This is a genomic window from Clostridium sp. Marseille-Q7071 (assembly GCF_965112025.1).
This window is the reverse complement of sequence record NZ_CBCOPR010000001.1, coordinates 4,765,037-4,780,601: the sequence shown is the minus strand read 5'-3', so window position 1 is coordinate 4,780,601 and position 15,565 is coordinate 4,765,037. Positions and strand designations below refer to the sequence as shown.

The window sequence follows — 15,565 nt, the reverse complement described above, 5'->3', positions numbered from 1 at the left end:
TATTTTAATATCATACTTAAAAATATATTTATATTGGGCTATTATTTAGCTGCCCAAATATCTATTTCGATTTTTAATTCTGGTAACCCTAATGCTGTAATATAAGCAATCGTCATTGATGGTGACTGCAAATTAAATAAACGGTCCCATAAATCATAAAAGTAATCCCAATCAATTTCTTCAGTTGCCCAGATATTAACTTTTACAACATTTTCAGGGGACAAATTTTGGCTTTTCAATAAATTAGAAATGTTGTTTAAGGTATTTTTGACTTGTTCATTAAAACTCTCTGGAATATTTTCATTAATATCAATTCCAATCTGTCCAGAAAAGCTATACCATTCGGCATTTTTAGCAATACGTGTTACATGACTGTAGTTGCCAACTGGCTTAGGATAATTTAATGGGTTTAACCTTGTAACTACTTTTTCATTATTATTTATATTATTCTTCATCTCTATTACTCCTTTAAATTTAATAGAATGTTCAAGTAATTTTAATATCAAATTATTTTGAACATACTCTAACTATTTTCTTTTAATACTATTTACATAAATAAGCATAAATAGGTATGAATACCTATAATTAGGCATAGTTATCCCTTACCCAATAATTTTAAAAGAAAACAGCAGTCGAGTATCCAATACCGAAAGATAAAGTCTTTATTGATCTTTTTTTCATTTGAATACCCTCCCTTAAATTTATAGTTAGTAATAGCATACTAATACTTCCCAATGTAACATAAAATTTTTTAGTAGTCAATAAATGATATCACCGATTTAATCTATTACTATAGTTGAGAAATTCTCATAACATATATTTATAGTTAGAAAAATTTATAAGAAATAAAGACAAACGTCACATTTTATTGTGAAAATTGATTGAGATATGTAAAATTTTAAATATTTATTGTTATAATTTTTATTAAATGGTATAATACTAATTGAAATATTATGATTAAGGAAAAGGAGGTCGCAAGTATATGATAAATATTGCAAATTTAACTATAAAATTAACGATAACTAAAAATACAATATTAAATGGAATTAAACATAGCGACCCGATGGGCTTTAATTGTAATATAATAATTTAGAGTTAAATTGTTATTGTGATTATAAATGTCATGGGCAAAATAAAGTTCCGTGACTTTTTATATTATATATTAGCTTTAAAAAGCGATATACATCTGTAATTTACGTACATAAGAAAAAAGGTCATGGATTAATCCATGATCTTTTTTCTTTTTAAAAAAGGCATCTGAAAGAAAATAATAAACCAAAGATGTTAGTATATTTTATATCAGGCAAGGCGTCAGGTTCCGCTCATAGTGGAGCTATGGGCGGGTTCTGACAACGCAGTCTGATGGAAAATAGGCTAACATACTGGTGTATTCTTTTTTGAAGATGCCTCAATAAGGAGGTGAAAATTATGAAAAGATATGAAGAAGTAGACGTTAAAACCATCTAGCTAGCTCATTTGGTGGTTAAAAATCCAAGGACCTAGATTTTTAGCCATTTAAAATTAGGTATCTTCAAATTTTAGATACTTAAATGGGTTACAAAATCATCAAATGAGCAATAGGAGAGGGTTAAAATGTTAGTACAATTAAATAATGTAGGAAAAAGCTTTAATGGAGAAATTTTAATTTCAAATATAAATTTAAAGGTTGAAGAGGCTGAAAAAATAGGATTAATAGGTGTTAATGGTGCAGGTAAATCTACACTATTAAAAATGATCTATGGAGATCTTTCACAGGATGAAGGAGAAATAATAAAGTCTAGAGGAAAAAACTTTGCTTATTTAAAGCAAGATAGCGGTTTGAATTTAGAAAACTCTATTAAAGAGGAAATGCTTTCTGTATTTAATGAACTTTTAAATGTAGAAAAAGAATTAAGAGAATTAGAAAAACTTATGTCCTCACAAGAAGTTATTGAGGACTATGAAAAATTAGAAAAAATTATGAAGAAATATTCATCTAAAACTGATTATTTTGTTATGCAAGGTGGATATGAAATAGAAGCAAAGATTAATACCATATTAAATGGAATTGGATTTAAAGATTTTGATTTAAATATTAAAGTTTCAAAGCTAAGTGGGGGACAAAAAACAAAACTTTCCTTAGCCAAAATACTTTTAAATGAGCCAGATTTATTAATGTTAGATGAGCCGACAAACCATCTTGATTTGGAAGCTTTAAATTGGTTAGAAGGTTATTTAAAAAGTTATAAAGGTGCAGTTTTAATAGTTTCTCATGATAGATATTTTTTAGATTCTACAGTTTCTGTTATATACGAAATAGAAAGAGGAAAATCTAAGAGATATACTGGTAACTACTCAAAGTATGTTTCTCTTAAAGCAGAGGAGAAAGAGCTTCATATAAAAAATTATGAAAGACAACAGGAGGAAATAGAAAGACTTCAAACTTTTGTTGATAAGAATATAGTTAGAGCTACTTCTGCTAAAGCAGCTAAAAGTAAGAGAAAAGCTATAGAAAGAATGGAGAAAATAGATGTGCCTCTAGGAGATTTAAAAAAGGTTAATATGAACTTTGAAATTAAGAATAAATCTTATAAAGAAGTGCTGCAACTTAAAGAAGGTATTTTATCTGTAGGTGAAGGAGAAAATAAAAAAATACTCACTGAAGATTTAAACTTTGACCTTACAAGAGGAGATAGAGTAGCATTAATAGGACCTAATGGAGTAGGGAAAACTTCATTATTAAAAGTTTTAATAGGAGATTTACAGCTAGAACAGGGTTCAATTAATTGGGGCAAAGATATCCATATAGGTTATTATGATCAAGAACATGAAAAGTTAAATCCTAATAATACTATATTAGAAGAAGTTTGGAACGATTTCCCAACTACAAAAGAAAGTAAAATACGTGGAGTATTAGGAAGATTTCTATTTTCAGGTGAAGACGTATTTAAAAGAGTAGGAGATTTAAGTGGTGGAGAAAAATCAAGGGTAGCACTGTCTAAACTTATGCTTATAGAAGCAAACTTGCTATTTTTAGATGAACCTACAAACCATTTAGATCTGCAGAGTAAAGAAGTATTAGAATCTGCTTTAAAGGACTATGAAGGCACAATTTTATTTATATCTCACGATAGATATTTTATAAATAAAATTGGAAACAAAGTGATGGAACTTACAAAAGAGGGAGTAAAGTGCATTAAGGGAAACTATGACGATTATTTACTCGAGGCATCTTCAAAAAAATAACAGAACAGTATATTTGGTCTATTATTATTTTTCACATGCCTAAATGCACCTAAATAATTAAATTTTTAGAAATGAATCTTTATTTATTTTAGTGTGAAATAAATAGAAGTTTATAGATAGATTAATGCTTTGGCAATGGAGAATTGACCATTTAATTCATAATGCAAAATGCACAATTATGGTTGAAATTAATTTTATTAGCAATGTATTGTTAAATTCCACCTCTGGGGAACAGTAGTGAAGCCCTTTAGGGTTCCCCTGAGGTGCAGTATAATTCGGAGCAATACCCAAAAATTAAAACTAATATTAATGGAGATAACCAATATAATTAAAATATTAGTTAATTTATTTAATATTTTGTGTATCTTAAGTGTGTAGGTCAATTCTCAATTGTAAGAAGCTGGTTTTACAGTAATTTTTTGAAATTGACAAAAATTAGTAGGAGTTATATAATTATTATCTAAAGAACATTTAAAAGCAGGTGTTGAAATGGCAAAGAAATTAGGAAACAAAACATTAGTTGAAAATAGAAAAGCAAGACATGACTATTTCATAGAAGAAGCTATGGAAGCAGGAATAGCTCTTGTAGGAACAGAAGTTAAATCTATAAGGGCAGGAAAGGCAAACCTTAGAGATAGCTATGCAGATATCAAAAATGGAGAAGTTTTTATAAAGAATATGCATATAAGCCCATATGAACAGGGTAACATATTCAATAGAGACCCATTAAGAGAAAGAAAATTACTTTTACACAAATATGAAATTGAAAAACTTTTAGGATACACTGCTCAAAAGGGGTATACCCTTGTGCCATTATCACTATACCTAAAGGATGGCAAAGTTAAGGTAAACCTAGCAGTGGTTAGAGGTAAAAAAGACTATGACAAGAGAGATGCAATGCTTGAAAAGGCTGCTAAAAGAGATATAGATAGACAAATGAAGGAGAAATATAGATAATTAAGAAACCTTTCTAATCTATCCATGAATTTCAGCTTGATATAAGAAGTAAAATCATATATCATAATTTATACAACCTACAAAACATACAGTTGAAACTTGGTCATGACAATTATAAAAACTATTAAAGAAATTAATTGGTCACAATTAATTTCAACATCAATTGTCAATTGTCAATTTTTCATTCTCAATTGTATAAGGTTGACATAACATACTAATTGCTATAAAATAAGTATACATCATAAAAATTAAATATAAACTGCGTTAAAAAAACACATAACATGGGGGCGTACTTGGTTTCGACGGGGGTACGTGGCACCTGGGAAGCGAGTCGAGGGAGCCTGTGGGCCCGCGTTAAAAAACTACGGGAATAAAGATAAACGCAGAAGATAATTTTGCATTAGCAGCTTAGTCTGCTACGTTCTACCTTTGAGTACCGCGGCTTAGGATAGGGCGCCGACAGCGGTGAACCGAGTCTAGGAAAGCTTTGACCTAGAAACGGAAATTATGAAGCTACTGAAAGTGAAACCTGGTTGGTAGGGGTTCACTAGAGGGAATGTTAAAATACCAACTGCACTCGGAGATGCCTAGATGTGATGGCTTTCGGACAGGGGTTCGACACCCCTCGCCTCCACCATAGAAAAAATCCACAATCTTTAAGATTGTGGATTTTTTATTTTAAATATAAAAGTATATGTGATCTTTAAATTCACTGCCAAACCATAAGCTACGGCTCCACTAAATTATTTTCCATTACGACTGTCACAGAAATAGATACTTCTAAAAGCCAATCTTGAAGCAATTTTCTAACGCCAACAACTAACCGTCCTTGGTTATGTTGGCTGATTTGCCGTCCTTGGCAACTCCACGAAAATTGCTCCAATCTTACCTTAAGAAGTATAGCTATTCTGCTCCTAATGTCTATATGGAAAATAATTTTAGTTTCGCCTTCGCTTTATGAAGTTTAATATTTGGTAGTGAGCTAACAGATTTGTATTGGAGTTAAGTTTAGGGTGTAGTGAGGGCAATTAGAAATAATGATAAGGAGGATATCTTTTATTTTGCGTGAAATACGAGATAGATATATTGCAGATTTTAAAATTAATTTAACGTGAATATGTGTTTATAAAGGATAACATAATATCAAACTTAATTGATGAAAAGTACATTAATTAAGTTTTTTGCTATATAGAAATAAATAATTTAACTATAAAGTAAATAAATCAATCAATTGACAAAACTGTATTGCAATAATACAATAAAATAAATGTATTGTTATAATACAAAATGAGGTGTAATATGAATAAAAATAAAAAGTTGGAATTATTTAAGAAAAATTTTTTGTTAAGTAAAATAGAAGTATTAGAATCTTTAGATAAGTATATTGAGTATTGGAAAGAAACGGATGAAGAAATGTGTTCAGAACAAAAGAGGAAAGTTATTATAAATTTTTCTTTGAAATTTAAAGAGTTAGTAGAAAATACTAGGTTTCCAGATATAAAAGATGATTGGTGGTATTATGAATATAATATAACTAATGATGGTATGGAGCTTAATCTTTGTTATTGTGAAGATATCCAATTTGATGAATATGATGAAATAACAGAAACAACAACATCACAAATTTTTAAATTAGTAACTATGAAATGTGATTATCTTACGGTCGAAGAATATGCTAGTCAATATAATGTAACTACAACTACGGTTAGACAATGGATTAGAGAGGAAAAATTAGAAGTGCACAAAAACTAGGGCGTAATTGGATGATACCTGAGATTGCTGATAAGCCCAAAAGAGGCTATGAAAGTGTTACTTATACATGGGAATGTCCACTAATTATGTTAGAAAATAAATTTTCTTTTCTAAAAGGGTGTAATGGAATATATATTTTTCAAGATGAAGATAATAAAAATATTTTTTATGGTCTTTTACAATCATCGCAAAGTGACTATAGACAGAGAATCAAGTTTTCAAAAGCCGAACTCGAAAAATTTGAATTGGAACTTATATCCAATTCTCAAGTTAATGCTTTAGAAGTATTTTCTGGTTTAATGTATATTCCAGATAAAGGAAGGAAATAGTTATACAAAATAGAGAAAAATATTTGTATAAGGAGATAATTTATGAGTAACAAAATTATTAAAACATCTGTAGAGCAAATTGCAGAGTGTTGGAGAGAAATTATAGACAAGTATAACTTAAATATTACTTCAGATGAAGCAACAGAGAGATGTTGGAGATGTGGGCATGAGATGAATTTAGAACGATGTCATATTATTCCACGATCACTTGGTGGAGAAGATACAGCAAGTAATTTTGTGCTGTTGTGCAAAAGATGTCACTCTGAAGCACCTAATATTGATAACTATGATATTATGTGGGATTGGATAAAATCATCTAAAATAACATTCAGAGATATATTTTGGATTAATGAAGCTTGTAAGAAATACGAAGAAATATATGGGCAAAATGTGTATAAGGAATTATGTGAAAGGGCTATTTTAAATACTGATGAATTTATGAGGCTTGCACATAAATCAGCAGTATCAAATCATTTTGGGCAAGATTATATTAATACTATGACAGTTGTAGGGCAATTAAGAAATATTATATTAAATACTGAGAAAAAATTTGAGCTCTCTGAAGAGGAGTTTAGATTAAGCAGTCCTTATTTGTAATTTGATTCGAAGTACTAAATAACTGATTAATATATAGGTTATAGATTTTAAGTTGTTAGGATTTAAAGAAAGTTAGGATGTTCTTTTAGGCAAAAGAAAGGGTCAGAAGGATGTTCTAATAAGGAAGTTCGTAAAGCTTATATAGAAGAATATGCTCTATCAGAGCTTAAAGCGAGAATTTTCAATGATAAAGCCGTATCTATTTTAGTTGAAGGTATTAATGAGAATTTAAAGAAACAAAGCAAAGGAGATAAAGATAAAAGAGCAGTAAGTGAAAAAGAGATTAAATATATTGGGAAGCAAATAGGCAATATTGTAACGGCAATAATTAATGGATTTATGCAAGAAGAATCTAAGATTAAAATGGAAGAGCTAAAAGATAGAAAAACTAGACTAGAAGCAAGAGAGTAGAAGTGAAGCTTCTAAAATAACTGAGAAACAAGCAAAACAATTATTTTCTATGTTTAGAGAATTTATAACATAGCGAAATATACCAGAATGTAAAAAGTTCATACAAAATTATGTTGATAAAGTATTAATTTTAAAGATCAGGTTGAATTAACATTCAACCTGGTCTTTAATATTTTAAAGGATTATGAAGATTATAAAATTAGGTCTTCTGTAAAGAGGATTGCTCTTTTTAAGAGGTATAGAAATATTGCTTAATATGTTGTAACAGCCCTTATAAGGCTACTAAATAAGGGCTGTAGTATTGCTAAAGGTGTATTTAATGACATGGCATTATAGTTTTTATAAATTATAATGTATATAAACATAATAAAGGGAGTTTAATATAAGTTGCAGAATAAGTATTTTAGTACAAAAAATAATTACAAAGCTGTTATGTGTCAGTATGTGGAGGGAATTTTAAAATGAATTATGAATGGATAAGATATTGGTATCTAATTGATAAATCAATAAGATATGATAATGGCTATGTAGCAGAAAAGGACTCTTTTTATAAAAATGAAAATCTATTCAAATTTGATGAAATAGCCAATATTCATCTATTGATATTATTAGGCGAGCCAGGTATGGGAAAATCATATGAATTAAAGAATGAATATACGAAATGTATAAAAAATAATAGTAATGCTATTTATGTTGATTTAAGCGTGATTACTGAGAGTAGCGAATTAGATAAAGAAATATTTGAAGAACCTAGAATGAAAGATTTAGCTCAAAGTAGAGGTTCAGATGTTCATATTTTTCTTGATAGTTTTGATGAATGTCTTATGGTGTATAAGAACTTACCTAAAGTATTAATAAAAAAGTTTTCTAAATTGAAAGTACCAGTTTTAGAAAAAGTAAAGCTAAGAATAGCATGTAGAAATGGTATGTGGATAATGGCATTTAAAAATGATTTTGAAAATTTATGGGGTACTGAAAACTCATCTATATACCAGCTAGCTCCACTTACAAAGTGTGATGTAGTAGAAGCTTTATCTAAAAATAATATAGATAATAATCAGGGATTCATTAAAGATATTGAAAGGCTAAACATTCAGTCTATGGCAATAAGACCTGTGACATTAAATTTTTTAATAAAGGAATTCTGCAAAAAAAATTCTTTATCAAATTCTAAAATAGAACTATATGAGCAAGGATGCTTGTTATTATGTGAAGAAGTTAATGATTCAAGAAGAAAGCATAGATTTAATATCAAGTTAACGCCACAGGATAAGTTAGAGTTTTCATCAAAAATTGCAGTACAGATGCTTTTTACGAATTCTTATATAATTAATGATGAAGTAGAGCAGTTTAGAATAAATGATGAAAAAATACCACTTAGGTTAATTAGGGGAAATTTAAGAGATGATGAATTAGAGGAGATATTATCAACAGGATTGTTTATTACATCTAATCAAAATGAGTATAAGTGGTCTCATTTATCATATATGGAATTTTTGGCAGCTAGATTCTTAAATAAAAATCTAGGATATATTCAAAAGATTAATTTGTTAACACATAATAAAATTACGAATAAGATACCACCACAACTCCATCACACAGCTGCATGGTTATCAACTATGAATGGAGAAGAAGAGATTTTTCGATATTTAATGAAAAATGATTATGATATTTTATTTTTAAGCGATTTAGCAGTAGTTAAAGATAGATTAAAAATGGAATTTTTAGAAATTCTTTTAGATGAATATGCCAATAACTCAAATTTTCGGTATAATAATTACTTATATTATTCAAACTTAAATTATCAAGGGATTGAAAATTACATAAGAAAATTTATACTCAACCCTAATAAAGATGAAAAGACAAAAAGAGTAGCAATAAGAGTTGCCATTCAATGTAATATAAAAGGTATAAAAAATAATTTATTAGATGTTATGTATACACATGAAAAATATCTTCAAGAAGACGCATTAGATGCTTTTTTTGTATTTTTCAAGTTCGAAAGATTTGATTCAGTTAAATACATTTATTCTTAGTAAGGATAAATGTAGGATATTGTCTAATTGGTCTAGAGTTAAAATAATTGAATTATTATATCCTACTCATTTGAATTTAGATGATGTTATGAATTCGTTAGTTGAATTAAAATATTTTTATACAGAAAGTAATTTTTTTCCAAGTAGTTATTTTGATAGTTTAACTATGAAAGAGTTGAATTTATCTTTAGATTGGATAGAAAGATATTTAAAATTAAATGAAGAAAATGAAAGTTTAGAATTTATTAATAGTTTCATATGTTATTTTTTAAAACGATTGAATAATGGTAATATAACAAAACAACATATAAAACTTTTATATTTGTATTGTGAAAAATATCATGATAAAAATAATAAAATTATTAATATATTGGAAGAGAAAAGAAATGATCAGATTAGGCGATTGCTAATAGAATACATTGTTAATATAACAGCAAAAAATATAGATATAAATGAAATTATATTTAAAACATTTAAGCTTAGATGTGATAAAGATTTTAAATGGATAGATAAAAAAAGAGTGTTATTTCCAGAGAATATACATTGGAATGCTTTATTTGAAAAACTTAAAGTGAACAATGATAATGTTGAATTATTTAATCAAGAAGAGTATTTTATTTGTTTAAATACTCTTCTTGATAAAATTGAAAATGGTGAAGTAAGCTCTTGGGGAAAATTATGTAATAAGCTTGAAAAAGATAAATATTTAATGTTTTTAGATGAAAATATTACAGAGTATTATGGTTGGAAAAATTCAAATAATAAGATGAAATTAAGGATTGTTGAAGTAGCAAAGAAATATATAGAATCATATGAGGTGAATGAAGCAAATAATAGTTATAGAGGGACCGATATTAATAGTCAACTAGCACTTCAATTATTAATTCAGCAATGTCCAATGTTTTTAGAAAAATTAGAGTATAGAGTTTGGAGTAAATGGATTTATCATATTATAAATTATAATAGTTGGTCATTAGATGATAAGTATGGTGAAGAATTATTAAGATTAGCATATAAAAAAGTTCCAGATTTAGTGATAGATAAACTAATAGGAGAAATGAAAGAATTAGATAGGCATTGTGGATATACTTTGAGAATAGTTTCTCAATTAAGAACTTTAATGGATGAAAGAATTATGAGTATCCTATATGATAAGATTTCTTATAGTAGTTATAACGAAGTAGATATGGGAATATTGCTTGGCTTGCTTATGGAATATGACACCAGTAGGGCTATTACGTTTGCTAAAAATATTATAGATAAAATGGAGCAAGAGTTTGAAAAAGCAAGTGTAGTGGGAAGTGTTTTAATTAATAATGGAGGAAAATTTGGATTTAATGTAATATATCCTAAAATTCAACACGATGTAGTATATTGCAATAATGTTTTAAATCATTTAGACAAAGATTTCCTTGATTATGATTTTTTAAAAGAAGGTATTTTAGAAGCTGAGCAATTAGCTAAATTATTTATTATAATTCATAAAAATATTAAAGTTTTTAAGGATCGAGATTATTCGAAATACAGATTAAAAGAATTAGGGAAATATATTTTGAGTACATTAAGTGATTTAAAAACAGTAACTGCTTATGAGCAAATTAAATTAATATGTGAAACGTTCCCTAAAGACATTAAATTAATAAAAACTTGGAATTGGATTGAGCAAGATTATTTATATGAAACTTGGGAACCTAATTCTATAGATAATATTATAACAATAATAAATAACCCAGAGTTGAGGACAATACAAAATGGTAAACAGCTACAACAGTTAATTATTGAATCTATAAAAGAATTCGAAAAAGAATAACTGGAAGAAATTCGATTATAAACTTACTATGGAATGAATTACCTGATGGTAATTATAAACCTAAATATGAAAATGACTTATCTAATTTACTGAAATATCACTTAGATTATGATTTAGCATCAAGAGGAATTATAATAAATCGTGAAGTTGAAGTAAAGGCTATAAGACAAGGTAAAAGTAAGGGGCAGATTGTTGATATAAAAGTAGAAGTTTCATCTCAAGATATCAATAATAAAATATTAGAAACTATAATAGAAGTAAAAAGTTGCTGGAATGATGGTATCAAAATTGCAATGGATAATCAATTAACAGAGAGATATCTTGAGATTAGTAATTACGAATATGGATTATTTGTTATTGGATGGTATGAATCTCCATATTGGCATCTGAATAAAGATTATAGATGTAAGCAAATTCCTTTTGCAAATATAGAAGAATCTAGAAATTTTTTTGATGAACAAGCAGAACGATTATCATTAAAATCAGGAAAGAAAATTAGAGCAATCGTTATTGATTTGAGTTTAAAATAATGATATTAGTAAAGTGTTTTTATACTTATTAAAGTATGAGATTCCATTAGGTGTGCTTGGCACATACAATGAAACCAACTAAAAATTAAAATTAAATTTTAATTGAAAACTTATTAATATTATTATCTATATTTTTACAGACAAGTATTAACAAGAATATAAAATAGTTCAGTAAAGGAATGTTGCGGTTATAAATTGAAGAAGCAACTTCAAAAAATAAAGTGGAATGAGTGTGAATCCATTAGAAAGAAAAGAAAAATTTATAGAAATATTAAAAGTTAATAAGGCTCTATATATGGAAGGGATTCCGGTTATTGGAAATGTGAATTACATAGAGGTGCGAAGTGCAGAAGAAAGGGCTAAACGCAATATTGTTTGCAATTTATTGGTGGAACCATATTTGTTATTGCTCGCAGATTTAGTGGATAAAGATAAAAAAGTCTATGAAGAATTTTCTTCTCAAATTATTAATATATTGAAAATAGAAGAGTATATTGTATTTATAATATGCGATTTAATGAAAGACAATGATAGAATAAAAGTCTTCATTAAAAAAAATGGATAATAGAAGAATTTTTGATAACATTTCTAAACTATGCTTATTCAGGAAATCATATATTTGGTAATTATGCAATGTGTTTAGAGTATTTACTAGAGTTATATAAAGTATATAGTAGTATATTTAGTAAACATGAAGAGTTGTTCATAAAAGTTTTGTATAGACTTACAAATATTTCGGGATCATATGGAGATTTAGGCTATGATTATAAAGGAATCTCTGCAATCGTAATGGTATTAAAGTCTTATCAGAAAAATATGTAAGATTATTATTAGATAAGTATAGTAACACGTATTTATCTAATATTCAAGTAAAACAAGTGCAAGCTATAATAGATAATTCAGGTCTTATTGAGAGTGATAAATGTAAATACAAATATTTAAAAATCCAGAGATCGAAATTTATAATAGAATAGATAAAGTTATATCAGAAAGACTTGGTTACATATTTAGATCTAAAGAAAATTTTAATGTTGATGAATGGAAGGGAAAGTATATAAATGAAGAAATTACCTATAAGTATGATTCAGAATATAAGGAAGATGAAGATATTACAGAATATAGATTAATAAAAACTGATGAGGATAAAATTCTTTTTAACCTGTTACAAACATACGATTGCCATAGACAAGAATGTGTTTTAATGTTCGATGGGAAAGTGGTAGCAAAAATAGATTTTGATAATTGGGATACATTAAAGGAAGAAGTTAGTGAAAATATATATGAAAAGCTTAGTAAATTAGTAAACAAGTATTGCTAAATTTGGATGATCATAGTGGATTTCACTCACTGTACCTCGCCTCCACCATAGAAAAAAATTCACCATAGAAATATGGTGAATTTTTATTTTTATGGTCATTTGTGGTAAGATAGAAGAAAATACTTAAGGGTGATGAGATGAAAAAGAAAAAAAACATAGATGAAAGTTTTAAGTATGGTCCAGTAGAAGTGGCTAGAAGCGGAAAAGTTATATCAATGAAAAATATAGGTAGCGAAGAAATGAATGATGAAGTGATAAAAAATATGGCTAGAGAATTTAATGATTTATCATTACAAATAGATGATTTAGTTGAAGAAATAAAAAGTTTAATTCAAACTTGTAATCCGTTGGAATTGCTGAAATATGCGTATAATAACTTCATTCAATCTACAGGGGGAGTTGCTTCGGAAGTACAGTTATCTAGAGAAGATGTGTATGTAGCCAGAGAACTTGAATATATACAAAGTGTACTTGTATCTAGTGAAAATAAATATGATGCTAGTAAAGAAAAAGAAGAGTTTGATGCTCAAGAAAAGTTTCAATTAATATCAAGCAACATAAATAATTTGTATATACTTACACAATTTTATTTTATGTTTCGTATGGCTGATTTAAAAAGTAGAAATGATATTGAAGTTGATTTAGAAAAAGAACAATTTTTAATGGAAGCACAATTAAGTATGTTTGTAAGAGGCGATAGATATCAGATATACGAAATTACACATTTAAAAGAGTTACTTGAACCTCATAATGATGAATTCGTAAAATTATATAATATTACTGTAGATGAATTTATAGATGGAATATCAGATATTCAAAAATCATTGACAAGCGTAGAAAATTCTTTTAAAAATATTTTGGGAGAAAATGGACTTTATCAGATAATAAAGCTATATAAAGAATATGAAGAATTTGAGAAAAAAGAAATAGAAATAAATAAAGATCAAACTATCGAAGATATGATGAAAAAGTTTCAAGAACGTATTGCCTGTAATTTAGATTTAGATAAATCTAAAGATAGTTATGACACTTTTGATTTGGAAAAGATAACAAATTGGCAATAAGGCGCTTTTGAAGGATTTATCATTTAAAATTAATGAAAATAAGTATTTTTATAATAATAAGTATTCTGGCTCACCTTTAATTGAGTTACCTGTTTTTGAAAAACCTTTTATAGAAATAGAAAATAAATTTTATTGTTTTGATTACTATAATTTATTCGATAATATTTATAGAGTTTTACAAAAAGTTATAAGAAAGAAAGATTCATCATATAGCGATATGTGGGGAATTAGACAAATGGAAGCTACGGAAAAAATGGTAGCAGAACTATTTAAAAAGATATTACCTGATTGTATTGTGTACACGTCGAACTATTATCCTAAAAGTAAATCTTTAAAACAATGTAATGAAAATGATGTATTAGTCTTATATGATGATAATTTGATAATAGTAGAAGTAAAAGCAGGTTCATATACATATAGGGCACCTATACTTGATATTGATTCACATGTTAAATCATTACAAACACTTGTAGAAAAAGCTGATGGACAAGCAGAACGGACATTAAACTATTTAAAATCAAATAAAACTGTTAAATTATATAATAAGGATAAAACTGAAAAATGCGAGATTACTTTGGGTGATTTTAATGATATAACATTAATGTGTTTAACTTTAGATAATTTTAATGAATTTTCTTCTAAAATAGAAAAGTTAAAATTTTTAAATATAAATAAAAACTCAATTGCACTTTCAATAGATGATTTTAGAGTTTATAGTGATTACTTTGATTCACCTTTAGTTTTTTTACATTATTTAAAACAACGTAAATTAGCAACACAAAATAGTGCATTATATTTAAATGATGAATTAGACCACTTGGGAATGTACATAGAACATAATATGTATTCAAAGATATTTGAAAGAGATGATAATGGGCAAATTATTGCATATGGTTATAGAGAAAAACTTGATGAGTATTTTAGTTCATTAATAAATAAAGGATTTGAATTAGATAAGCCAAAACAAAAAATGCCAGTTCAATTTAAAGAAATAATAGATTATCTTAACAGATCTAATTTGAACGAAAGAGTAAAATTAGCAACATTTTTATTAGATTTCTCATCAGATGAAAGAGAAAATATAATAAATAACATAAAAAAAGCTTTCAATAGGCAAAGAGAAATAAATAGAATGTTGATATTAAATCTCTTCGAAGAGAAATCGATGTGTATATATTGTCATCAGGAAGGGATTGAGAATATTACAGATGAATGTGCTAAAGAATATACTTTAGCTACAATGTTAGAAGCAGGTGAAAGTTCAAGGACTGAATTACATTTATATTATAATGATATTAATAAACTAAAATATATAAAATTTCATTTTTATACTTTAAGTGATATTCCCAAAGAAAGAGAGAAAGAATTTGTAGAATTGGGACATAAGTATTTTAATACAAAATTAATTACTTATAAACAACAAAATAATATAAAAAAAATTGGGAGAAATGATTTGTGCCCATGTGGTAGCGGAAAAAAATATAAAAAGTGCCATGGTAAATAAAATGGAAATTTTATTTTTAAAGAGGTGATTTA

Annotated in this window: 13 protein-coding genes and 1 other RNA gene; 13 read left to right on the top strand and 1 reads right to left on the bottom strand. The window is 27.2% G+C overall.

Annotated elements, in window-relative coordinates; all coding sequences use genetic code 11:
* Positions 1–41: 41 nt before the first annotated feature.
* Positions 42–455, bottom strand: a complete 414-nt coding sequence (locus ACWPW7_RS22705) for a RidA family protein (RefSeq protein WP_454055429.1) — start codon at positions 453–455, stop codon at positions 42–44.
* A gap of 1,138 nt (positions 456–1,593) precedes the next feature.
* Between ACWPW7_RS22705 and abc-f the strand changes: the two genes are divergently transcribed.
* The 13 genes from abc-f (at position 1,594) to ACWPW7_RS22640 (ending at position 15,533) form a co-directional block, all read left to right on the top strand.
* Positions 1,594–3,225: a ribosomal protection-like ABC-F family protein gene (abc-f, locus tag ACWPW7_RS22700; RefSeq protein WP_454055428.1), complete on the top strand. Its 1,632-nt coding sequence runs from the start codon at positions 1,594–1,596 to the stop codon at positions 3,223–3,225.
* Positions 3,226–3,714: 489 nt separating this feature from the next.
* Positions 3,715–4,182, top strand: a complete 468-nt coding sequence (gene smpB / locus ACWPW7_RS22695) for an SsrA-binding protein SmpB (RefSeq protein ID WP_454055427.1) — start codon at positions 3,715–3,717, stop codon at positions 4,180–4,182.
* Positions 4,183–4,465: 283 nt separating this feature from the next.
* Positions 4,466–4,819: a transfer-messenger RNA gene (gene ssrA, locus ACWPW7_RS22690) on the top strand.
* A 662-nt stretch (positions 4,820–5,481) separates the two neighbouring features.
* Entirely contained in the window at positions 5,482–5,934 is a 453-nt protein-coding gene (locus ACWPW7_RS22685) for a hypothetical protein (protein ID WP_454055426.1), read from the top strand.
* Between the two features lie 11 nt (positions 5,935–5,945).
* A complete protein-coding gene (locus ACWPW7_RS22680) occupies positions 5,946–6,263 on the top strand; it encodes a hypothetical protein (RefSeq protein WP_454055425.1) in 318 nt (105 codons plus the stop codon).
* 42 nt (positions 6,264–6,305) lie between these two features.
* Positions 6,306–6,860 (top strand): HNH endonuclease, encoded by a 555-nt coding sequence (locus ACWPW7_RS22675; protein WP_454055424.1) that lies wholly within the window; start codon positions 6,306–6,308, stop codon positions 6,858–6,860.
* A gap of 872 nt (positions 6,861–7,732) precedes the next feature.
* Positions 7,733–9,307, top strand: coding sequence for an NACHT domain-containing protein (locus tag ACWPW7_RS22670; RefSeq protein ID WP_454055423.1), 1,575 nt, complete (start codon positions 7,733–7,735; stop codon positions 9,305–9,307).
* Positions 9,308–9,377: 70 nt separating this feature from the next.
* On the top strand, positions 9,378–11,117 hold the full coding sequence (locus ACWPW7_RS22665; protein ID WP_454055422.1) for a hypothetical protein: 1,740 nt from the start codon (positions 9,378–9,380) through the stop codon (positions 11,115–11,117).
* 293 nt (positions 11,118–11,410) lie between these two features.
* Positions 11,411–11,647 (top strand): hypothetical protein, encoded by a 237-nt coding sequence (locus ACWPW7_RS22660; protein WP_454055421.1) that lies wholly within the window; start codon positions 11,411–11,413, stop codon positions 11,645–11,647.
* Positions 11,648–11,873: 226 nt separating this feature from the next.
* Positions 11,874–12,212 (top strand): hypothetical protein, encoded by a 339-nt coding sequence (locus ACWPW7_RS22655; protein ID WP_454055420.1) that lies wholly within the window; start codon positions 11,874–11,876, stop codon positions 12,210–12,212.
* Between the two features lie 11 nt (positions 12,213–12,223).
* Positions 12,224–12,469, top strand: a complete 246-nt coding sequence (locus tag ACWPW7_RS22650) for a hypothetical protein (RefSeq protein WP_454055419.1) — start codon at positions 12,224–12,226, stop codon at positions 12,467–12,469.
* Positions 12,470–13,102: 633 nt separating this feature from the next.
* Positions 13,103–14,029 carry a hypothetical protein gene (locus tag ACWPW7_RS22645; protein ID WP_454055418.1) on the top strand — a complete coding sequence of 309 codons (927 nt, stop codon included), beginning with the start codon at positions 13,103–13,105 and terminating at the stop codon, positions 14,027–14,029.
* Between the two features lie 7 nt (positions 14,030–14,036).
* Positions 14,037–15,533 (top strand): YecA family protein, encoded by a 1,497-nt coding sequence (locus ACWPW7_RS22640; protein ID WP_454055417.1) that lies wholly within the window; start codon positions 14,037–14,039, stop codon positions 15,531–15,533.
* Positions 15,534–15,565: the final 32 nt, after the last annotated feature.